This is a genomic window from Parvibaculum sp. (genome assembly GCF_049651025.1).
Taxonomy (GTDB): Bacteria; Pseudomonadota; Alphaproteobacteria; order Parvibaculales; family Parvibaculaceae; genus Parvibaculum.
This window is the reverse complement of sequence record NZ_JBASBH010000084.1, coordinates 11,815-33,121: the sequence shown is the minus strand read 5'-3', so window position 1 is coordinate 33,121 and position 21,307 is coordinate 11,815. Positions and strand designations below refer to the sequence as shown.

Below are 21,307 nucleotides of genomic sequence, written 5' to 3'. Positions count from 1 at the left end.
TGCCCTAGGCCTTGCGACCGAAAGCGAAGAGATCATCCGCCGCGCCCTGCATCAGCCCTTGGCCTGGAAGCGCCGGGCCGTTCAAAAGGGACGTGCCGTCCGGTACTTCGGCTGTGGCGACACAGCCAGCCAATGCATCAAGCGCCCGGTCGACAACACCAAGCGTCTCGATCGTTTGCGAGATGCGCTGACCGGTAATGTCCTGAAACGCACAGACTTCGATAATCTCGCTGCAACAATCGACAACCTTTAATGCACTGCCTTCGACATTCAGGTCGAGTGACAGCATGCGCTCCACGGCATCCATGATGCTGTTGACTGCCGCCTCCATTTCCTGAACGGCGGCATTTTGCTCATCAAGCGCGCGTTTCACACCGGCGATATGGAATGCCGGCGACATGAACCGCTCGAGAACTTGCCGATCGATCCTCTTTGGCTCAGCCATCAGAAATCACCGAGAACGGTCTTGAGTTTTGCCTTCAGCACTTCGCCGCTGAACGGCTTGATGATGTAGTTGTTGACGCCCGCCTGACGCGCAGCGATCACGTTTTCCGTTTTGGATTCCGCCGTGACCATGACGAATGGTGTCTTCTTCAGCATCTCGTCTTCGCGGACATTCTTCAGCAGCTCGTAGCCAGTCATGGGCTGCATATTCCAATCTGAAATGATCAGCCCGTAGTAGCGCGAGCGCAATTTCGTGAGCGCGTCGGTACCGTCGGTTGCTTCGTCTATGTCGGAAAAGCCGAGTTTGGTGAGCAGGTTGCGTATGATCCTGAGCATGGTGCGGTAGTCGTCCACGATCAGGATCGGCATTTTCATATCGACTGCCATTTTTTGAACTCCCCCTGGAAATATGTCGGCAACAAAATCAGGCGTCAGCCCGGATGGACCCAAGAACCTCGGTGACGCTCAACACGATGAGAAACCGGTCATCAAGCCGATAGATGCCCTGCGCAATGTCGCGCCAGCGCGCGTCGAGCGTTGCGGGCACCTTTTCGCGCCGTGTCGCGGGCAGGCTCAGCACCTCACCCACCTCATCCACCAGAAGGCTGAACGGCTCGTCGTCATGTTCGACGACGACAGCCATGGCGCGTTCGGCAAAGCCGTCGCTTGGCAGGCCGAGGCGTTTTCTCATGTTGATCGCAGTGACGATGCGCCCGCGCAGGTTCAGCGATCCGGCCACTTCATCGGGCGCAAGCGGCACTCGCGTGATGCATTGCGGCCCCAGCACGTCGCGCACGCTGAGCACCGGTATGCCGAAGGCCTGTCCACCGACGCGCATGGTCACATAGTCTTCCGCTGCAAAGGCCGCATTGGCCTCGGACATGTCGTTGCTCATGCTGCCATCTCCGCATTCGACGCTTGCGAGGAAAGCACCCGCGAAAGCGCCGCCAGCAATGATTTCGGATCGACCTTGGTCACATAGTCGGTGAAGCCCGCGCTCATGCCGCGTTCGATGTCTTTCGGATTGGCGTGAGAGGAAAGCGCGATAATCGGCACCTCCCTCATACGCGCGTCGCCCTTCAACTGACGCGCGAGATCAAATCCCGACAGACCCGGCATTTCGATATCGGAAACGATGATGTCGAAGACACGGCCGTTCTTGCAAATCTCGAGCGCAGCTTCGCCATGTTCTGCGACCGTTACGTGGTAACCGGCCAAAGTGAGCATGGGCATCAGCAGATTGCGGAAGAATGCACTGTCTTCGACCAGAAGCAGATTGTGGTTTTCGTCCACTCCGAACGGCTTTTCCGTTTCGAGGCTGAACCAATCGGCATCGCTCTGCCGCAGATAGTGAACCGTGTCGATCACATCGGTTGCGGCACCGGCGATGATGGCGCTGCCGAGAATGCCCGGCCGGCTGCCGCCGGCAAGTTGCAGGTCAAGCGGTGCCTCAATGATGTCGATTACACGGTCAACGACGAGGCCGAGCATGCGCGAACCATCGACAAAGACCAGTATTGGATGCTTGCCGACGCGGCGGGCGGGCTGACCATCAAGCCCGATCAGCGGCATCAACCCGCCGCGATATTGCAAGACAGTCCGCGCGCCCGCCTGCTCTGCCGTCGAGAGGTCTGCCTCTTCAAGACGTGTGATGAGCGACAGGGGAACAGCGTTCGGCCCGCCATCGTTCGCCTGAAAAACGAGCATGGAAACGGCGTCGCGGCTGCGCGCCACATGCTCACCCGCGGCGGTGCGCGCCGCTGCCTCGACATGCGAAGACGCGGAAACAGCCGAGGCGATCCCGTTTGGATCGAGGATCATGATGACACGGCCGTCGCCCAGGATCGTCGTGCCGGAGAATGACGGAATGTGCCGGATCATGCGCGACACGGGCTTCACGACAATTTCCTCGGTGTCGAAAACCTTGTCGACGATGATACCGAAAACGAAAGTGCCAACGCGTGAAACGACGACATAGGTGCTTTCGCCGCCGCCATTCGCCTCGTCCGGCTCGCGCTCATAGCGCGGCAGGTCCAGAATTTCTGCGAGGGACACCAGCGGCAGCAAGCGGTCGCGCAAACGGTAGACCGGTCGTCCGTTGATTTCTTCCAGACCCTTTGCAGAAGTCCGGCTGATGCGCACAAGTTCGATGACGCTGTTTTGCGGCATGGCGAAGCGCTCGCCCGCGCATTCAACGATGAGCGCCGAGACGATCGCGAGTGTGAGCGGAATTTTTATGACGAAGCGTGAGCCGACGCCTTCCGTCGATTGAAACTCGATGATGCCGCCGATCTTCTCGATATTGTTGCGAACCACATCCATGCCGACCCCGCGACCTGAGACGCTGGTGACAGCGGCAGCCGTCGAAAAGCCGGGGCGGAAGATGAATTGCTGAATCTGCTGCTCGGTCATGGCATCGAGCTGCGCCTCACTGGCGAGATTGTTTGCCAGCACCTTTTCACGTATCCGCGCCGTCGGCAGGCCGCGCCCGTCATCGGAGACCTGCACAAGAATATGCCCGCCTTCATGACGTGCGGTCAGCTCGACCGTGCCGCATTCCGGCTTTCCCGCCGCGATGCGCTCGCCGACCGTTTCGATCCCATGATCGGCGGAATTGCGCACCATATGGGTCAGCGGGTCGCGAATCGATTCCAGTATCTGGCGATCAAGCTCCGTATCGGCGCCGGTCATCACCAGTTCGATCTTCTTGTCGAGTTCCTGCGTCAAGTCGCGCACGAGACGCGGCAGCTTGCCCCACGCGTTTCCGATCGGCTGCATGCGCGTCATCATCACGCTTTCCTGCAGCTCGGTCGTGACCTGATTGAGCCTTTGCAACGGCGCCGCAAATGGACTGTCGCCGCTGCCGCGCAAGATCTGCAGAAGCTGGTTTCGCGTCAGCACCAGCTCGCTGACCATCGTCATCAAATCCTCAAGCACCGAGAGATTGACGCGCAGGGTTTGGGATTGGGTCGCGGATGCTGCGGCATCCGCCCGGTCCATTGAGGGTTCCGCTGTGCGCACAGTTTTCGCGGGAGCCACTTCCTGGGGAGCGGCGGCCTGCACCGGTTCGGGGCTCGTCATATGGCTGAGCAGCACCGCGACATCATCCGCTGCTACCTCCAGCGACGTAAACGCGGTTCCGATTTCACGACACAGGGCGGAGAGATCGGCTTCGCTCCAGCCGCTATCCATCAGACAAGCCAGGACATCCGCAATGTCTGCGCCCGGCGTTTTCTGAAGCGTTGCGGTCAATCCACCCATGATCGCGAATTGCAGGTGCAACATATCTGACGCAAGACTTTCGCGCTCCGCGGATTTTGCGAGAAATGCAGCGCATGCCATCTCGCAAGCCGCGTCGATGCCGGACGTGCCGCCAAGGCGGTCGAAGAGCGTTCCGGCTTTCTCAGGGATTGCCGCGACTATGGGAGCGACGCCGCTGGCCAATCCACGCAGCGCGCCGATCAGCTCTTCATCGCTGCCGATCGGTTCACTACCACTCGCGCTGAGTGCGGCGACGAGTTCCTTGATGCGATCAAGCGCGGCTAGCACCAGAGAGACGACGTCCTGCGAAATATTGAGCTTCTTGTCGCGCACCCGGCCCAGCACATCTTCCGCAGCATGAGCGACCGTTTCAAGGCGAGGCAGACCAAGAAAACCGCATGTGCCCTTGATCGTATGCATGATGCGGAAAATGTTGCCGAGAAGAGCGGGATCTTCGGGCCGCTGTTCGAGCTCGACAAGTTCGTTATCCAGAATATCAAGAGCCTCGCAGGTCTCGGCAAGAAACTCTTTAAGTAGATCGTCCATGTCGACTTGCTCCATTCCCCATCTCATTTGATCGATGGTAGGAAGCGCAATTTAAGGAGGTATAAAGAGACAGAATATTGTTGTTATGGTTTCAGAAACTTGTCTGTATCTTATATAATCTGTATACAGATTATATAATCTGCATCACAAAACCTGCCGAAAATCTGCGATTAGCCGTTTGCAGCCCGACGCGCAATGTGAGGCGCGATCACAATACGCGTACGTGTCGGCGGAAAATGAACATGGACGCGCGTGCCCTGCCCCAGCTCGCTGCTGATACCCAAAGCGGCACCATGCTGCTGCGCGAATTGCTTGACGAGTGCGAGGCCAAGGCCGACACCGTCAAAGCGCCTCGACAAGTCTCCTTCCACCTGCACAAAAGGTTCCATTACGCGCTCTATGTCGTCTTGCGCTATGCCGATTCCGCTGTCTTCCACCTGAATGGCTATGCCGCCTTCCGGTTTCTCGCGCGCGATCAATTTGATAGTTCCGCCCGGCGGCGTGAACTTGATCGCGTTCGACAAGAGGTTGAGCAGGATCTGCTTCACCAGTCGCGCATCGGCAAGCAGCCTTGGCAGACCTGATGGAACTTCGTGCCGCAACGTCAATTTCGTTTGTACCGCCCGGCCTTCCACTATGCGCATGCACGCATGTGCAAGATCGCAAATATCAATGAGCGTTTCGTCGAGTTCAGTCGCGCCGACCTCTATCCGGCTCAGGTCCAGAATATCGTTCACAATTGCGAGAAGATGGTTGCCGCTGTCGTTGATATCTTTTGCATAGGCGCGATATCTCGACACTTCCATCGGCCCTAATATATCGCTCGCCATGAGCTCGGAAAAACCGATGATGGCGTTGAGCGGCGTCCTGAGTTCGTGGCTCATATTCGCCAGGAATTGGGATTTCGACCTGTTGGCGAGTTCCGCGCGCGTGCGTGCGTTGCGCAATTCTTCGGCTGCTCGCTGCATATCGGTCACATCGAGGATCGTACCGATCAGCCCGACCACTTGATCGTCCGAGCCATACTCCGCTTCCGCTTCTGTCAGGATGAAGCGGATGTCGCCGCCTGGCAAAATGATACGGTGTTCGAGGCGCGATGCGGCTCCGCCACGAATGGCGTCGGCGACGGCGCTTCTGAACTTCATGCGATCTGCCGGATGAATGCGCCTTGTGCATACAGACATGCTCACATTTGCGCTATTTGGCTCCACGCCAAAAATGCGCCAAGCCTCGTCGGAGCCGTTGATCGCGCCGGACGCTATGTCGAGCCTCCAATGGCCCAGATGGGCAATGCGTTCGGCTTCCGCGAGGCTATGGGCGCTTTCGCGCAGTGCGTCGATGGCGCGGCGGCGATCCGTAATATCGTAACAGCCGATGAGCGTCACACTTTCGCCCGCCATGCTCATCGCAACGGCCGATAGCGTGCACCATATCGAGGACCCCGCGTCGGTCCTGACCAGCGCCTCAATGCCCTCGACCTTGCCATCCGCACTTGGGCCGCCGGACAATTGATCGGCAAGATCCATGTCGAGAAAATCGCCGATCCGCCTGCCTGACAGGTCAGGCGTATTCATCTGTAGCAGCGCGGAGAAAGCGCCATTGGCAAAAAGAATCTCGCCATCGATGCGGCGCGTGATTGCCAATCCGAATGGCATGGCCTCAACGATCATGCGCATCTGGCGTTCGCGCGCATGCAGCGCTTCCTCGGCCTGACGCAACACGGTGAGGTCGCGCACCACGGCTGTGTAGATCATCTTATTGTCGATGATCGTTCGTGAAACGGATGCTTCGGCCGGAAATTCGCTGCCGTCCTTGCGGCGCCCCCGGACCTCCGGTCGGCGGCCCATGAGCTTTGTCGTTTCCTCGCCTTTGCCAAATCGCGCCAGATGCGCTCGATGGCGGACATGGGCGCTTGCGGGCAGCAGCATATCAAGGTTCTGGCCGATCACTTCTTCAGGCGAATAGCCGAATATATGTTCGGCTCGTTTGTTGAAAATCCTGATCTTGTGAGAACTGTCCGTTGCCACAATGGCATCGCCCGCCGTCGCCAATAGCTCGTCAACTTGCCGCCTCGCGCTTGTCGCCTCCTCGGCATTGATCCGGCATTGCAGCGCCATGCCGAGACGGTCGGACGCGCCTTCCAATATTTCGAGCGATAGCCGATCACGAGCTCTCGCACGTTCAAAACCGAACATCAGCACAGCAATGACTTCGTCATTCGCCTTGAGCGGCACGGCGACGAAGCCACCAATCCCGGCATCCGCGGCACCGATCCGTGCGGAACGGGTCATCGTCTCCACATCGGCGATATTTGCGAGGTAGCGAATTTCTCCCGAACGCCATGCCTCGCCGACAATGCCACCCTTGCTCCCTTCGAAAGTGAGCGACGGCAGTTCCGTAACCGTCCAGGCAAGCGCCGACGAGAACTCTCCCGAGCGATGATGCGTTTTCTTTTGAGTGAGGCGTCCGCTCGAGAGCAGCCAGGCTTCTGCATATGACCAACCAGCATAGCGGGAGATCATGTGCAGCAATGTATCAAGCGCCTGGCCAACCGTTTCCGACTTCATCAAACGGTCGATGACCGCCTGAGCGAAACGAAGCTGGCGTTCGCCTTGTACCGATTTCGTTATGTCAGCGACGATCAGGATGGTGTTGGCACCCGGCGCCCAGATGCGCGTCAGGGCGAGTTCGCTGCCATCCGGCCGCCGGCAACGCCGACGGAGTTCGTAGTTCATGTCGCCGCTTGCGCTTGCGACATTCGGCAATGCCACGGTTCTGCCACCCGCCGTAATCAACCGCTCGATAGTTGAGAGCGTCGGGCACTCTCCCGCCGCGCAGTGGAGCGTCGCCAGAAGCTCGCTGGCTGCCGCGTTTTGCGAGGCGAGCCGACCTGTGGCCGGATCGAAAACCAGCACTGCCGGTGAGTTTGCGAGAACAAGGCTGCGATGTGTCATGATCAACCTCGCCGTGCTGCGGGTCAGGCCGCCCTTGCCCTTGCCAGAAACATGTCGACCTGTTCGCGAAGCGTTTCTGCCTGTTGCGCCAGAATGTCGGAGGAGCCGGAAATCTGCGCGGCTGCCGAGCCCGTTTCGGCCGCCGCCTCGGCAACCAGCACGATATTCGACGAGACATCCTGCGTGCCGCGTGCAGCCTCCTGCACGTTGCGGGCAATCTCGTTTGTAGCCGCGTCCTGCTCGTCAACCGCCGCAGCAATCGACGTGGCGATCTGGTTCATCTCGGTGATGGTCTTCTCGATCGACTTGATTGCGTCAACGGATTCCTGTGTCGCGCCCTGCATCGCCTTGATCTGCTCGGCAATTTCCTCTGTCGCCTTTGCCGTCTGATTGGCGAGGCTCTTCACTTCGGAGGCGACGACGGCAAACCCCTTCCCCGCTTCGCCAGCACGCGCGGCCTCGATGGTCGCGTTCAGCGCCAGCAGATTGGTTTGCGCCGCGATGTCGTTGATGAGCGTCACAACGTCGCCGATCTTCTGCGCCGCCGCCGCCAGGCCCTGCACCTTGCCGTCGGTGCGATGAGCCTCATCGACGGCCTGGCCTGCGATTTTCGTCGACATCGACGCTTGTCGTCCGATCTCCGCGATGGAACTGGATAGCTGCTCGCTGGCGGAAGCAACCGTCTGCACATTTGTGGATGCCTCCTCGGAGGCCGCCGCCACAGTCGTCGTCTTCGCGCTTGTCTGTTCGGCCGTCGCGCTCATCGCCTGCGCCGATGCCTGAAGCTCGGTCGAGGCCGAGGCGACGGATTTGATGATCTCGTTCACGACGACATCGAAATCAGCAATTGCCGTCTCGAGCGTGCGCTGGCGACCGGCGCGTTCTTCCACCATCGCATCCTGATAAGCGGAAATGGCAAGGTCCATGTCGAGAAGAACGGCGGTGTTGAGCGCGCCGAGTATTTCGGCAAGGCGGGCGGGCTTCCAGCGATACTTGCGCACCGCAATATCCACCAGCCGGTTCATCACGAACTTATAGCCACCAATGTACCAGCGGGGCTCGAGGCCGATGCGGTTATGCGTGAGGCCGATAATATGGACACTGTGCATATAGGTGTCATCGAAACGACCCGTGAACAGGCGCCCCCAATGCGTGCCCTGGGCCTGCTTGAGGCGAACCGTCTGGGAGCCAAGCAGTTTTGCAAGCTCCGGCACCGCTCCAATATGCGCATAGAAAGCTTCGATGATTTGCGGCAACTGCGGCTCGATTACCTTCCAGAAATCTCGCAGCGCTTCGCCGGTTGCTTCCGAAACCTCCATAAAACGCATGCGGCCTTCGCGATCCACCGCCGCCACTTGATCCTTGGACATTGTTTTCCCACCCAAATACGCCAGCAAAGCCGGCCTGAAACCCTTTTCCGCGCCGACAGGTCCCCACAACCATTCCCGCTGCGGCATTTTGCGCAGCGAACCGGAGCGAATAATGTTGAGCTTAGGTAGTTATTTGAAATAAATGGTTAACATAACAGTATTAACTATGATCTATATTATGATATACGTTTATATACTCTGTTTATAATATAAGTTATGAAAATTTGCCGCTTCGTTTGATGTGGAAAAAACAGTTTGAAAGCGATAACCATCGCTAAGCAAGATAACGCCGACCCCGAGCGCCAGCACGGCGGCGACCGTCTTCAAGCGGAAGGTATCGCGTGAGTAACAGTAAAATATCCGCCCAAAGAGTTATGGACGGCGACAACGAGACGCAAAAGCGCATCGCTTCGTCCGACGGATGTAGCTCCTGCTCGTTCCGCAACAGCGGGCTCTGTGCTGTTGTCATCGGCATAAATCCGGGCACAAATCATTGCCGGAAGATCGACGGGGCATTTCGCGCTCGACAGCATGTCTATCGGGCCGGCGAGGCCCCCGGCAGAATCATGGTTCTACGAGAAGGATGGGCCGCAAAATCCGCCTTCACGCCAGATGGAAAGCGCCAGGTTCTCTCCATATTGCTTCCCGGCGACACTGTCGGCGGCGAACTTGTCATGCGCAGTGAAGCGCGCACCCATGTCCAGGCGCTGACGCCTATCAAATATTGCGCGTTCGACATCGACGAACTCATGGCATCCTCAAAGCACGAGCCCAAATTTGTCTGGGCGCTTGTCGGGCTTTGCTCGACAAGCCGCGAGGCGAGCGAGTCACGGCTCGTCGATCTCGGCCGTCGAAACGCGGCGCAACGTATTGTGAGTTTTATTCTTGAAGTCTTCGAACGGCTTACAAAGCGCGGGCTTGCCGACGGCGCGACCATTCCGTTTCCGCTTCGTCAGCATATCATCGCCGATGCGCTTGGACTTACGCAGGTTCATGTAAGCCGGATAATCACCGCATTGCGCAAACGCGGCGCCATAAGATTGACCGGGGGAAAGCTCACCATTCTCGATATGGGCTTGTTGCTCAGCGACGTGTAACGGCGATTTATCAGGCCGCCTCGAGCAGAGCCACCGTTCCCTCGCCGCCATCGGTACAGATGCTGACAATGGCGCGGCTGCCGCGCGGCATTGCGGCGAGTTCCTTTACCGCCTGGCTCAGAATGCGCGCGCCCGTTGCGCCGAAAGGATGGCCGATGGCAACGCTGCCGCCATTCGGGTTCATTCGTTCGCGGGGAAAACGGCCAAGGTCGCGGTCGACGCCTGCCTTGTTGCGCAGGAAAGTGGGGCTTTCGAGCGCGGTGATGTGGCACAGCACCTGCGCGGCAAAGGCCTCGTGAATTTCCCATAGCTGAATGTCGGTGAGCGTCAGATTGTGGCGCGCCAGCAGGCGCGGAATGCCATAGGCAGGCCACATCAGCAGGCCCTCATGCCAAATGTCGACTGCCCCGAGTTCCCAATCCACCAGACGCACGCGCGGGAGCGATGATGGCAAGCGGTCGAGGCCCTTGGCGGTCGCGACCCAGATCGCGGCAGCTCCATCGGTCAGCGGACTTGAATTGCCAGCCGTCAGCGTCCCCTTGCCGCTTGTTCGGTCGAAGGACGGCTGCAGATGACCGAGCTTTTCAAGCGTGGTGTCGGTGCGAGGTATGAGGTCGCGAGCGACGCCCGCGACGGGGATAACGAGGCTGTCGAAAAATCCCCTGTTCCACCCGTCTACAGTCTTCTGATGGCTGGCGAGTGCAATTTCATCCTGGTCTTTACGCTGAATGTTCCAGGACTTTGCCATTTCTTCGGTGTGCTCGCCCATACTCTTGCCCGTTGCGCGATTGGCGACGGTGGGCACATCGAGGCGGATGTCCTTCCACTTCAGATCGCCGAGCATCCTGACACGCTGACCGAGCGAGCGCGCCTGCATCATGTGGCGCAACCAGTTCGACAGGCGATGACCAAGGCCGACCTGCACATGGCTCATGCTTTCTCCGCCGCCGATAAGCGCGAGATCGCGTCCCCTGCCGTCAAGCATGCCAGCGGCGGCAAAGACGCTGACCATGCTGGTTGCACAGGCGAGAATGGTGGTGAAAGACGGAATGGTCTGATCGATGCCCGCCTCAACGCAGATTTCGCGGGCGAGATTGCTCCAGCCAAGGTCAGGCGCAACGGCACCCCATGTAACGAAGTCAGGCTTCTGGCCGCCGAGTTGCGCAAGCATCGCCTGCACCACGGGAACGGAAAGTCCGAAAATATCCGGCTTGGAGAGCCCGCCATCGACTTTGGCAAAGGGCGTTCGAAGTCCTGAGGCAAGCCAGATTTCCGATCGAGGGGACATGAATTCCGCCATCTCGTTCTCCTTGCGACTGTGCAGGCTGGGCCGAACAGATATTCCAGAGTAATCCCGCATCGCGAGGCGGAACAAGGCCGCGTATTTCACTCAGGGGCGAGAGGATGTTAGTTCTTGTCACAACAGGAACCGGGGAGAATGACATGGATAGCGGCAATCCAAGCAATATCGAGGCTGAAGCGGAAGCATTGATCGACGCGATGATGCGGCCAAAGCGCCGTGTCCGCCCACGGATCGCAGAAGCGTTCCGCGATGCTGAAGACCGTCAGGTTGAGACGCCCTTTGGCCCGGTGATGACATGGCGGCTCGGCAAGGGTCTGGCGACGCTGCTCGTCCATGGTTGGGAAGACGATAATTGCCTGTGGGGCGCACTGGCCGACAAATTTGCGCAAGTAGGCCGCGCGGTGGTGGCCTTCGATTTGCCCGGACACGGATTTTCGCCTGCCGAGGACGCTTCTCCGGCCGCTGCTTCGGCGGCGGTTCGCGCGGTCGCCGAAGCTTGCGGGCCGATCGATACGATCGTCGCCCATTCCTATGGGTGTCCGGTGAGCATGCAGGCCATGACCGATGGGCTTTCGATCAAACGCGTCGCGCTGATCGCCACACCCATTCCGAAGATGTCGCAGCGTTGGGCGCGGGCGGAACGCCGGGGCGTGTCGCCTGAAGTCATCGAACGCGCCATCGCGATTTTTGCGGAACGCCAATCGGGCCAGCCGCCCGCTTATGACATGGAAGAAGCCGCGGCCAATATGACGGCGAAGGCGCTCTTTGTGCATTCGCTGGATGACGAGGATTGCCCAGCCTCCAACTCACAAGCGCTGAAACGCATATGGCCGGGAGCCAAGCTCGCGCTGACCGACGAGCTTGGTCATCGCCTCATCGCGCAGGACTCGGCGATGCTCGACCGCGTGGTCGATTTCATCGAGGGCTTCGAGCAATAGGCCTCAGGCCTGCTTCTTGGCCGTCTTGTTTGTGAAAGCGGCAATCCGTGCCTGCATGTCCGGGCCGACGCCTTCGCTGCAGTAGATTTCATGCGCGAGGCCAGCGCCAAGCGGCAATCCGTCCGTATCGGCGAGAAGCTTCTTGTTCGCGCGATTGCTGAACCAGGAATTGGCGAGAATGCTGGCCGCGAGCGCGGCAAGCGTCGCATCGAACTCTTCATCCGCGACGCAGATATTGGCAAGGCCCATGGCGAGCGCCTCAGCGCCTGTGTAGGTGCGGCAGGTGAACATCATTTCGCGCGCCTTGGGCACGCCCACACGTCGCGGCAGGCGCTGGCTCATGCCCCAGACCGGCGTCAGCGACCATTTTGCATGCGTGTCGGCGAATTTGGCGGACTGGGCTGCAACGAGCAGGTCGCCCGCCAGCGCGAGCTCAAGCGCGCCGGTATAGCAATGACCATGCACGGCGGAGATGACCGGCTGCGGTAGCGTCGCCAGGCGCTCAATGGTCGTCGCCTGAAAATTCGGGCGCGGCGGGCGTTCGCCTTCGGCAATGTCGCCAAGATCGTGGCCGGCGGAAAAGCATTTGCCCGCACCACGCAGAATGACGAGGCCCACGCCGTCGAGATCCTTCTCGATCGACGCTATATGCCTGTCCAGTTCGATGAACATTTCGACATTGAGCGAATTGAGCTTTTCAGGCCGGTTGAGCGTCAACGTCGCCAACCCGTCCCGATCTTCGCGTGTCACCAGACTGGTCATGTTCATCCTCCCAGATGTCTTTTATCCGCGCGGCGGTTTCTTGCCTTTCGGCTTGCCGGCGAAACTCGGTTTTCCGCCCGGCTTGGCCGTGTATTTGGCTTTGGGTTTGCCTTTGAATCCAGGCTTTTCTGACGTCTTCGGACGATCGGAAAAGCTCAGGCGTTCGCCGGGGTTGCGCGCGTCGCCGCGGTCGGGCCGCGCAATCGGACGGTCGCCATCCGGCTTGGACTTGTCGTCGCGCTTGGGCTTGCCGTCATATTTCGGCTTACCCTCGAACTTCGGCTTACCCTCGAATTTCGGTTTGTCCTCGAACTTCGGCTTACCCTCGAACTTGGGCTTGCCTTCGTATTTCGGCTTACCCTCGAACTTGGGCTTGCCCTCGTATTTCGGCTTACCCTCGAACTTCGGCTTGCCTTCGTATTTCGGCTTGCCCTCATAGCGGGGCTTGCTTTCGTGCTTCGGCTTGTCCTCGTGCGACGGCTTGCTGTCCTCGCCGGGATGGAAGTCCGGTTCAAGCATGACGCCCGGATTCGGGCGCGGGTCCCAGCGGGGCTTGCTCTCGTGCTTTTCCTTGTGCGGACGCGGCGCTCTCGGCTCTTCGCTTCGGGCGGGACGATCCTGCGCCGGGCGGCCGGGCGCGCGGTCGCTATGCTCGCCACCGCCCTTCATCGGCTCAATGCGCACTTCGCCCTTCGGCACTTCGCGCACGGAAGCGAGAAAGCGTTCGGCCACATCTGCCGCGATTTCGACGGTGGTTTCGTTATCGGCAATCTTGATCGCGCCGATTTCGCGTTTGGTGATGCCGCCCTGACGGCAGATCATCGGCAGGAGCCAGCGCGGATCGGCGTTCTTCTCGCGTCCCACGTTCAAACGGAACAAGACGCTGCCGCCCGCGAGTTCCGGGCCGCTGCTCTTGCGCCGCGACGCGGGAGCCTCGCGCGGTTCGCGCTCGCGGCGCCCACGCGGTTCACGCGCGTCACGCGTATCGCGCGCCGAATAGGGACCGGGATCGAGAATTTCTTCCGGCGCGGGCAGTTGCGCGCTGTACATGCGCACCAATGCCGCCGCGATATCTTCGGCCGAACGTTCGGCGAGCAGCGCTTGCGCCATCGCCAGATCGTCTTCGCTCTTTTCCTCGTTCAGAAGCGGGCTTTGCAGCAGGCGTTCCTGATCGAGCTTGCGGATTTCTTCCGCCGTCGGCGCGGGGCCCCAACTGGGCTTCACGCGCGCATTGTTCAAAAGCTGCTCGGCGCGACGACGACGCGATTGCGGCACGAGAAGGACGCTGACGCCTTTGCGCCCTGCTCTGCCCGTGCGGCCACTGCGGTGCTGCAGAACTTCGGGGTCGTGCGGGAGGTCGGCATGGATGACAAGGCCGAGATTGGGCAGGTCGATGCCGCGCGCGGCAACGTCGGTTGCGACGCAGACGCGGGCGCGCCCGTCACGCAGGGCTTGCAGCGCGTGGTTTCGCTCGCTCTGGCTCAACTCGCCGGAAAGCGAGACAGCGGAGAAGCCGCGCTCGGACAGGGTCGACTGCAGATGGCGAACGGATTCGCGCGTATTGCAGAACACGATGGCGCTCGGCGCTTCGACAAAGCGAAGAACGTTGACGACAGCATGTTCGATTTCGCGCGGGGCGATGGCGATGGCGCGATATTCGATATCGGCATGGCCGCGTTCGCCGCTGCCCGCCTGAATACGCCAAGCGTCGCGCTGATATTTTTTGGCGAGGCTGACGATTTCCTTCGGCAAGGTCGCCGAAAAAAGGAGCGTCCGGCGATCGGCAGGCGTAGCCTCGAGAATGAATTCCAGATCCTCGCGGAAGCCGAGGTCGAGCATCTCATCGGCTTCGTCGAGGATGACGGCCTTGAGTTGACCGATCTTCAGGCGGCCACGTTCCAGATGATCACGCAGACGGCCCGGCGTGCCGACGACGATGTGCGTGCCTTCGTTCAGCTTGCGCGCTTCGCTTTTGGGGTCCATGCCGCCGACGCAGGAGACGACGCGCGCCTGCGTATATTGATAGAGCCAGGTCAGCTCGCGATGCACCTGAAGCGCAAGCTCGCGCGTCGGGGCAACGACGAGCGCGACGGGATCGCCCGCCTGCCCCATGAACTCGGCTTCGCCAAGCAGCGTGTTGCCAATGGCGATGCCATAGGCGACGGTCTTTCCGGACCCCGTCTGCGCCGAGACGAGCAGATCGCGCCCGTCCGCTTCCGGCTCCATGACCGCAGTCTGGACCGGAGTCGGGTCGTTATACTCGCGCTCTATGAGCGCGCGGGCGAGCGGAAGAGCCGTCGGGGGAAATGCCACGTGTAAAGCCAAGCCTTGTGCAATATGGGTGCCCGCTGCCAGGGGGCTGAACGTGCGCGCTCCTGTCGGGAGACCGGGCAATAGCCCGCCCCACGCGACTAGTCACGCACGATCTTCGCATAAAACACGATTTGGTCGCCAATCGATGCGTTTAGGGCGCATTTCGGCGCTAAATTCGCCAGCTCAGGCAATGCCGCGACGTTTAAGCGCACGGAACCCGATTCACGCCTGCGCACTCACAAGGCCAGAATCCGTTTGGCGATGATGTTCTTCTGGATCTCGTTGGAGCCGCCGTAAATCGACTGCGCCCGGGTGCCAAGATACTGGGCGACGCTGGGTGCGGCGGCAGCGGGGATCGCAAAATTGTCGGACCCTTCGGGCACCACGGAATCGGGGAAAGCCGGTTGGGCATAGGGGCCGAAAGTCTCAACACCCAGTTCGGTAATGTCCTGGGCCAGCTCCGTGGCGATGACCTTGAGGATCGAAGATTCCTCCCCCGGCGCGCCACCATCGGCGACCGATGCCAGAACCCGCAACACGGTCAGTTCAAGCGCATCGAGGCGCGATTCGAGGCCGGCGAGTTTTCCGGCAAATACCGGCTGCTGAAGAAGGCTCCCGCCGTCCGTCATGGTTTTGGCCGCCGCCATGCGGATGTTGCGAAGCTGCTTCCGTTTGCCCGCCACGTGCGCATAGGACGTGCGCTCATGGCCGAGCAGATAGTTTGCATAGGTCCAGCCCTTGCCCTCTTCGCCGATGCGGTTCGATTGGGGCACGCGGACGTCGACAATGTCGACTGCGTTCAGCGAATGCTTGCCGTCGATGGTGATGATCGGGCGCACCGTGATGCCTGGCGTCTTCATGTCGATGCAAAGGAAGGTGATGCCTTCCTGCTTCTTGCCTGAACTGTCGGTGCGCAGGAGGCAGAAAATCCAGTCGGCATGCTGGGCAAGGCTCGTCCAGATTTTCGTGCCGTTGACGATATAGTCATCGCCCGAGATTTCGGCGCGCGACTGAAGCGAGGCAAGGTCGGAGCCTGCTTCAGGCTCGGAATAGCCCTGCGCCCAGAATGTCGTGCTGTTCAGAATGCCCGGCAGCCATTGCGCCTTCTGCGCGTCGGTGCCGAAAGTGTAGATCACCGGCCCGACATAAAGCAGGCCCATGGGAACGACGTTGAGCGCCCCTGCACGCTCCAGCTCCTCATCGAAAATATATTTCTGGTTCGAGGTCCAGCCTGTGCCGCCAGCCTCTTTCGGCCAGTTCACGGCGACCCAGCCCCGTGCATTCAGCGCCCGTTCCGAACGCTGATAATCGTCCTTCGACGGCGAATGCCCGCGCGCAATCTTCTCGATGATGTCCTGGGGATATTCCGTTTCGAAGAAGTGCCGGACATGCATCCGAAACTCTTCGTCCTCGCGCGTGAATGAAAAATCCATACCCACCCCTGCCGTCTTTTTCAGAATTTCACATTGCCCTGCTTATAGCAGACGCCCTGAAAGGCGCACTAATTGCCGGGGCGTTGCCTCTCGCCATCCAGCGTCAGCAACCCGCCATAGAGGTCGGGACGCCGGTCGCGGAAGACGCCCCATTCGATGCGCATCCGGCGATTACGCTCCAGATCGAAACGCGCGGTCAGCACAGCCTCTTCGCTTTCACCGGCTTCGGCGACCTTGGCGCCGGTGTTGTCGGCGATGAAGGATGAGCCGTAGAAAGTAATCTCGCTGCTGCGCCCGACTTCGCGGCCGATGCGGTTCGAGGCAATGACGGGAACCATGTTGGCGGCCGCGTGGCCCTGCATCGTGCGCTGCCAGTGATCGCGAGAATGGATCGTGGCGTCATGCGGCTCGGAGCCGATAGCTGTCGGATAGCAGATAATATCCGCACCCTTGAGCGCCAGAACGCGCGCGGCCTCAGGAAACCACTGGTCCCAGCAAATGGCGGCGCCAATGCGGCCAGCCTTGGTGTTCCAGACCTGAAAACCCGTGTCGCCGGGCGAGAAGTAATATTTTTCGCTATAGCCGGGACCATCGGGAATATGCGACTTGCGGTAAAGCCCAAGCACTTCGCCATCGGCGTCGATCATCACCAGCGTGTTGAAAAGCGCGTTGTTCGCTCGCTCATAAACCGATACCGGCAGAACAACGCCAAAACGACGGGCCAGATCGCGCATCCGCCGCACGGCGGGATTTTCGGTGATGGGCATTGCGAGATGCAGCAGATCGGGCGCTGTGTCCTTGCAGAAATAGGGCGTTTCAAAAAGCTCCTGAAGGAGAATGAAACGCGCGCCCTGCTCGGCCGCCCTTGTCACCAGATGCTCGGCCTTGGCGATATTTTCGTCGCGGTCGGCGCTACAGGCCATTTGGGTCGCGGCGACGATCAACTCGGTCATTGGGCATATCCGTGAAAGAGGCCAAACATATTCATTTACCGTAACATTGAAATCGAGCGCGATTCACATCTTCGTGTTTCCACGAAATAGCCCTGCGCCGCTGAATCGTCGGGGCTAGAGTAGCGATATTGAACAAGGGCCAGACACATGACGCAATCCGGCATTGCATACGGGGCGAAGCGCTCAATCCATCCACTCATTGTGCGCATCACTCACTGGATCAACGCCTTCGCCATGATCTGCATGATCCTCAGCGGCTGGCGGATTTACAATGCCTCGCCGATTTTCAACTTCATGTTTCCCGACTGGATGACGCTTGGCGGCTGGCTTGCCGGCGCACTTGCCTGGCACTTCGCCGCCATGTGGTTGCTGGTGCTGAACGGACTTGCCTATCTCGCCTACGGGCTCATCTCGGGGCATTTGCAAAAGAGCTTTCTTCCGCTTTCTCCGCGCGCCGTGTGGCGGGACGCGCAAGCGGCGCTGGCATTTCGTCTCGAGCATACGCCCGGCACCTATAATGCCGTGCAGAAGCTCCTCTATATCGCTGTCGTTCTCCTCGGCGTTCTGGCGGTCGCAAGCGGGCTCGCCATCTGGAAGCCGATACAGTTTCTGGCGCTCACCTCTCTGCTCGGCGGCTATGACTTCGCGCGCATCGTGCATTTCCTCGCGATGACGGGGATCGTCTTGTTCGTGATCGTGCATCTGACGCTTGTTGCGCTGGTGCCCTCGACGCTTCCGCCCATGATCACCGGCCGTGCGCCGCGCGGCGGTCACGGCGGGGAGGTTCCCAAATGACGCAAGACACAGGCCCCAAACGCATCAGCCTCAGCGACATTGCGCCGGAGATCAAACGCATAGAGCGCAGGATGTTCTTGCGCCAGGGCCTTTCGCTCGGCGCGCTTACCATGCTCACCGGCTGCAATCTCGCGGATGGCGATGCCGTCGACCGCGTTCTCCTCGCCATGTCGAAATGGAACGACAAGATTCAGGCTGCGATCTTCAGCCCCAACCGCCTCGCGCCGACTTATTCCGAAAGCGAAATCACGAAGCCCTTCCCGTTCAACGCGTTTTACTCGGAAGCAGAAGCGCCCATCGTTGATGGCGCAAGCTTTCGCTTGCAACTTTCCGGCCTGATTTCTGACAAGCGGCCCTGGACGATCGAGCAACTCCGCGCTCTTCCGCAGGCAACGCAAGTGACGCGCCACATCTGCGTCGAGGGATGGAGCGCAATCGGGAAATGGGGCGGCGTTCCGTTCCGCACATTTCTGGAACGCGTGGGCGCCGACACCACGGCGAAATATGTCGGCTTCAAATGCGCCGACAAATATTATTCAAGCATCGACATGCCGACAGCTTTGCATCCGCAAACCCTGCTCGCGCTCGATTATGGCGATGCGGCGCTCCCGGCCAAATATGGCTATCCCATGAAACTCCGCGTGCCAACGAAGCTCGGTTTCAAGAACCCCAAACACATAGCCGAAATCTTCGTCACCAATGACTATCCCGGCGGGTATTGGGAGGATCAAGGCTACAACTGGTTCAGCGGCTCCTGATCGCGAGCCATTGCGCCCGGCGCGACGTGAAACCGCCTTCGCTCTCATGCGTTAAACCCATTGAGCAGAGGAGCGCGACCGTCATGTCCCAATTTCGTAAAAATGTCCTGAGCCGCCCGATCTTTCATTGGGCGCGCGGTGTCTTGCCTGCCATGTCCGCGACGGAACGCGAGGCCATCGAAGCGGGCGATGTGTGGTGGGACGCCGATCTCTTCACCGGCAATCCGGACTGGCAAAAGCTCCTCGATACGCCGCCTGCCCGTCTGACCGCCGAAGAGCAGGCGTTTCTCGACGGGCCGGTCGATCAGCTCTGCGCGATGCTGGACGACTGGAAGATCAATTGGGAGCTGCGCGACCTTCCGCCGGAAGTCTGGGCCTTTCTCAAGACACAGAGATTCTTCGGCATGATCATTCCGAAGGAATATGGCGGCTTGGGCTTTTCCGCCTTCGCCCATTCGGAAGTCATTCGCAAGATTTCGACACGTTCCATCTCCGCCGCCGTGACGGCGATGGTGCCGAATTCTCTGGGACCCGGCGAATTGCTGATGCAATTCGGCACCGATGAACAACGCAATTACTGGCTGCCGCGTCTGGCCGACGGGCGTGAAATCCCCTGCTTCGGATTGACGAGCCCAGAAGCCGGATCAGACGCTGCATCAATGATCGACAATGGCGTCGTCTGCCGCGAGCAATATCAGGGCCAGCAAACGCTGGGCATACGCCTCAACTGGCACAAGCGCTATATCACGCTTGGCCCTGTCGCCACCGTTCTCGGCCTCGCATTCAAGCTTTACGACCCAGACCACCTGCTCGGCGATCAGGAAGAAATCGGCATCACGGTTGCCCTCGTGCCGACCAACATGCCGGGCGTCGAGATCGGGCGGCGTCACTTGCCGTCGATGCAGGTCTTTCAGAACGGCCCCAATCGCGGCACGGATGTATTCGTGCCGATGGATGCAATCATCGGCGGTGCGGAACGCGTCGGCCAGGGCTGGAAAATGCTTATGAGTGCGCTGGCGGCAGGCCGCGGCATTTCCCTGCCCTCCCTTTCGGCGGCAGGGGCTGCCTTCAGCGCGCATACAAGCGGCGCATATGCGCGCGTGCGCAGCCAGTTCGGCATTCCCATCGGCAAATTCGAGGGCATCGAAGAGCGGCTCGGCCGCATCGCCGGCACTGCCTATATGCTCGATGCCGCGCGACGCCTGACTTGCGCCGGGCTCGATCAAGGCCACAAGCCTTCCGTCATTTCCGCCATCATGAAATCGCAGTCGACCGAGCGAATGCGCATCGTCGTCAATGACGCGATGGATATTCACGCGGGCAAAGCCGTCATCGACGGGCCCCTCAACTATATGGGCAGCCTCTACCGCTCGCTGCCGGTGGGCATAACTGTCGAGGGCGCCAATATTCTGACGCGCAGCCTCATCATCTTCGGGCAGGGCGCCATTCGTAGTCACCCCTATCTTCTGAAGGAGATGCTTGCGCTCGGGGACGAGGACAAGGCGCGCGGCCTTCAGGAATTCGATCAGGCCTTCTGGAGCCATGTCGGCCACGCACTGACAACGGCGTTCCGGGCCTGGGGTCGCGCATTGACCGGCGGGAGTTTTTCACCAGCGCCCGATGCCGGTGCAACGACGCCCTATTACCGGCAACTCGGGCGCTATTCCGCTGCCTTTGCATTTGCGTCCGATATTGCGCTGCTCTCGCTCGGCGGCGATCTGAAACGCAAGGAGATGCTTTCGGCGCGTCTTGGCGACATTTTGTCCGAGCTTTACCTCCTCTCGGCTGTCCTCAAGCGCTGGGAAGACGAAGGCCGCCACACAGAGGACCTGGCCCTCGTTCAATGGTGCATGGAAGCGGGCTTTGCGACGATCGAGGCGCGCCTTGACGAGACGATCGCCAATTTCCCCAATCGACCGGCCGCCTGGCTGCTGCGCCTCTTCACGCTGCCCTATGGCCCGCGCCGTCATGGACCCGCGGACAAGACCACTCAGGCCTGCGCCGGTATCTTGCTCGCACCATCCGCCGCTCGAGACCGGCTGACGGCGGGGATATTTCACGGTCTGGGTGACGATGGCCTGGCGAGGCTCGAGCGTGCATTTGTCCTCGTGACGGAGGCGCAGGACGTTCAAGCCAGGCTGCATAAAGCCGATATCGACGACTGGCAGGTAGCGCTCAAGCAAGGCATTATAACGGAAAGAGAATCCATCCTGCTTGCCAATGCCGCCAAAGCAATTGCAAGCGTTGTCGAGGTCGATGATTTTGCCCCTGAAGAGTTGTCACCAAAGTTCAATGACAAAACCGATCCACGTACCTTGCAAGCACCTTTGCGCAGTTCGCGCGGTGGGGCACTCTGATGGCGCGCCTTATCTCCGCTTTC

General features: G+C 60.0%; 16 protein-coding genes. 5 read left to right on the top strand and 11 right to left on the bottom strand.

The features are described from left to right. Nucleotides 1–4: 4 nt before the first annotated feature. The 6 genes from WA943_RS11615 to WA943_RS11590 all read right to left on the bottom strand — a co-directional run bounded on the left by WA943_RS11615 (nt 5) and on the right by WA943_RS11590 (nt 8,575). Entirely contained in the window at nt 5–400 is a 396-nt protein-coding gene (locus WA943_RS11615; protein ID WP_424470042.1) for a hypothetical protein, read from the bottom strand. A gap of 44 nt (nt 401–444) precedes the next feature. Then, on the bottom strand, nt 445–831 hold the full coding sequence (locus WA943_RS11610; protein ID WP_424470041.1) for a response regulator: 387 nt from the start codon (nt 829–831) through the stop codon (nt 445–447). Nucleotides 832–868: 37 nt separating this feature from the next. Beyond that, nucleotides 869–1,339 carry a chemotaxis protein CheW gene (locus WA943_RS11605; RefSeq protein ID WP_424470040.1) on the bottom strand — a complete coding sequence of 157 codons (471 nt, stop codon included), beginning with the start codon at nt 1,337–1,339 and terminating at the stop codon, nt 869–871. After that, nucleotides 1,336–4,266 carry a chemotaxis protein CheW gene (locus WA943_RS11600; RefSeq protein WP_424470039.1) on the bottom strand — a complete coding sequence of 977 codons (2,931 nt, stop codon included), beginning with the start codon at nt 4,264–4,266 and terminating at the stop codon, nt 1,336–1,338. Before WA943_RS11600 ends, WA943_RS11605 begins: the two co-directional genes overlap by 4 nt. 155 nt (nt 4,267–4,421) lie before the next feature. Continuing rightward, the gene (locus WA943_RS11595; RefSeq protein WP_424470038.1) at nt 4,422–7,205 is read right to left on the bottom strand and encodes a PAS domain S-box protein; all 2,784 of its coding nucleotides are present in this window, start codon (nt 7,203–7,205) and stop codon (nt 4,422–4,424) included. 23 nt (nt 7,206–7,228) lie between these two features. Next, complete coding sequence (locus WA943_RS11590; protein ID WP_424470037.1) at nt 7,229–8,575, bottom strand: protoglobin domain-containing protein; 1,347 nt, start codon at nt 8,573–8,575, stop codon at nt 7,229–7,231. Nucleotides 8,576–8,949: 374 nt separating this feature from the next. On the opposite strand from WA943_RS11590, the gene WA943_RS11585 reads away from it, so the two are divergent. Further along, complete coding sequence (locus tag WA943_RS11585; protein WP_424470036.1) at nt 8,950–9,672, top strand: Crp/Fnr family transcriptional regulator; 723 nt, start codon at nt 8,950–8,952, stop codon at nt 9,670–9,672. A 10-nt stretch (nt 9,673–9,682) separates the two neighbouring features. On the opposite strand, the gene WA943_RS11580 is transcribed toward WA943_RS11585, so the two are convergent. After that, the gene (locus WA943_RS11580; RefSeq protein WP_424470035.1) at nt 9,683–10,960 is read right to left on the bottom strand and encodes an acetyl-CoA C-acyltransferase; all 1,278 of its coding nucleotides are present in this window, start codon (nt 10,958–10,960) and stop codon (nt 9,683–9,685) included. Nucleotides 10,961–11,115: 155 nt separating this feature from the next. On the opposite strand from WA943_RS11580, the gene WA943_RS11575 reads away from it, so the two are divergent. Continuing rightward, entirely contained in the window at nt 11,116–11,913 is a 798-nt protein-coding gene (locus tag WA943_RS11575) for an alpha/beta fold hydrolase (protein WP_424470034.1), read from the top strand. Nucleotides 11,914–11,916: 3 nt separating this feature from the next. On the opposite strand, the gene WA943_RS11570 is transcribed toward WA943_RS11575, so the two are convergent. The 4 genes from WA943_RS11570 to aguB form a co-directional block, all read right to left on the bottom strand. Further along, nucleotides 11,917–12,675, bottom strand: a complete 759-nt coding sequence (locus WA943_RS11570) for an enoyl-CoA hydratase/isomerase family protein (RefSeq protein ID WP_424470033.1) — start codon at nt 12,673–12,675, stop codon at nt 11,917–11,919. Between the two features lie 21 nt (nt 12,676–12,696). Then, nucleotides 12,697–14,988 (bottom strand): DEAD/DEAH box helicase, encoded by a 2,292-nt coding sequence (locus WA943_RS11565; RefSeq protein ID WP_424470032.1) that lies wholly within the window; start codon nt 14,986–14,988, stop codon nt 12,697–12,699. Nucleotides 14,989–15,224: 236 nt separating this feature from the next. Next, the gene (locus WA943_RS11560) at nt 15,225–16,421 is read right to left on the bottom strand and encodes an acyl-CoA dehydrogenase family protein (protein WP_424470031.1); all 1,197 of its coding nucleotides are present in this window, start codon (nt 16,419–16,421) and stop codon (nt 15,225–15,227) included. Between the two features lie 68 nt (nt 16,422–16,489). After that, complete coding sequence (gene aguB / locus WA943_RS11555; protein ID WP_424470030.1) at nt 16,490–17,374, bottom strand: N-carbamoylputrescine amidase; 885 nt, start codon at nt 17,372–17,374, stop codon at nt 16,490–16,492. Between the two features lie 147 nt (nt 17,375–17,521). Between aguB and WA943_RS11550 the strand changes: the two genes are divergently transcribed. The 3 genes from WA943_RS11550 (at nt 17,522) to WA943_RS11540 (ending at nt 21,284) form a co-directional block, all read left to right on the top strand. Continuing rightward, nucleotides 17,522–18,169, top strand: coding sequence for a cytochrome b/b6 domain-containing protein (locus tag WA943_RS11550; protein WP_424470029.1), 648 nt, complete (start codon nt 17,522–17,524; stop codon nt 18,167–18,169). Beyond that, nucleotides 18,166–18,927, top strand: coding sequence for a molybdopterin-dependent oxidoreductase (locus WA943_RS11545; protein ID WP_424470028.1), 762 nt, complete (start codon nt 18,166–18,168; stop codon nt 18,925–18,927). Before WA943_RS11550 ends, WA943_RS11545 begins: the two co-directional genes overlap by 4 nt. Before the next feature lie 83 nt (nt 18,928–19,010). Beyond that, nucleotides 19,011–21,284 carry an acyl-CoA dehydrogenase gene (locus WA943_RS11540; protein ID WP_424470027.1) on the top strand — a complete coding sequence of 758 codons (2,274 nt, stop codon included), beginning with the start codon at nt 19,011–19,013 and terminating at the stop codon, nt 21,282–21,284. The last annotated feature ends 23 nt before the right edge of the window (nt 21,285–21,307 follow it).

What these genes read in the sequence shown, in the direction of transcription:
- WA943_RS11585 (WP_424470036.1), top strand. Translation starts at nt 8,950, where the DNA reads ATGGACGGCGACAACGAGACGCAAAAGCGCATCGCTTCGTCCGACGGA.
- WA943_RS11570 (WP_424470033.1), bottom strand. Translation starts at nt 12,675, where the DNA reads ATGACCAGTCTGGTGACACGCGAAGATCGGGACGGGTTGGCGACGTTG.
- aguB (WP_424470030.1), bottom strand. Translation starts at nt 17,374, where the DNA reads ATGACCGAGTTGATCGTCGCCGCGACCCAAATGGCCTGTAGCGCCGAC.
- WA943_RS11580 (WP_424470035.1), bottom strand. Translation starts at nt 10,960, where the DNA reads ATGTCCCCTCGATCGGAAATCTGGCTTGCCTCAGGACTTCGAACGCCC.
- WA943_RS11600 (WP_424470039.1), bottom strand. Translation starts at nt 4,266, where the DNA reads ATGGAGCAAGTCGACATGGACGATCTACTTAAAGAGTTTCTTGCCGAG.
- WA943_RS11605 (WP_424470040.1), bottom strand. Translation starts at nt 1,339, where the DNA reads ATGAGCAACGACATGTCCGAGGCCAATGCGGCCTTTGCAGCGGAAGAC.
- WA943_RS11615 (WP_424470042.1), bottom strand. Translation starts at nt 400, where the DNA reads ATGTCGCCGGCATTCCATATCGCCGGTGTGAAACGCGCGCTTGATGAG.
- WA943_RS11590 (WP_424470037.1), bottom strand. Translation starts at nt 8,575, where the DNA reads ATGTCCAAGGATCAAGTGGCGGCGGTGGATCGCGAAGGCCGCATGCGT.
- WA943_RS11610 (WP_424470041.1), bottom strand. Translation starts at nt 831, where the DNA reads ATGGCAGTCGATATGAAAATGCCGATCCTGATCGTGGACGACTACCGC.
- WA943_RS11560 (WP_424470031.1), bottom strand. Translation starts at nt 16,421, where the DNA reads ATGGATTTTTCATTCACGCGCGAGGACGAAGAGTTTCGGATGCATGTC.
- WA943_RS11550 (WP_424470029.1), top strand. Translation starts at nt 17,522, where the DNA reads ATGACGCAATCCGGCATTGCATACGGGGCGAAGCGCTCAATCCATCCA.
- WA943_RS11575 (WP_424470034.1), top strand. Translation starts at nt 11,116, where the DNA reads ATGGATAGCGGCAATCCAAGCAATATCGAGGCTGAAGCGGAAGCATTG.
- WA943_RS11545 (WP_424470028.1), top strand. Translation starts at nt 18,166, where the DNA reads ATGACGCAAGACACAGGCCCCAAACGCATCAGCCTCAGCGACATTGCG.
- WA943_RS11540 (WP_424470027.1), top strand. Translation starts at nt 19,011, where the DNA reads ATGTCCCAATTTCGTAAAAATGTCCTGAGCCGCCCGATCTTTCATTGG.
- WA943_RS11595 (WP_424470038.1), bottom strand. Translation starts at nt 7,205, where the DNA reads ATGACACATCGCAGCCTTGTTCTCGCAAACTCACCGGCAGTGCTGGTT.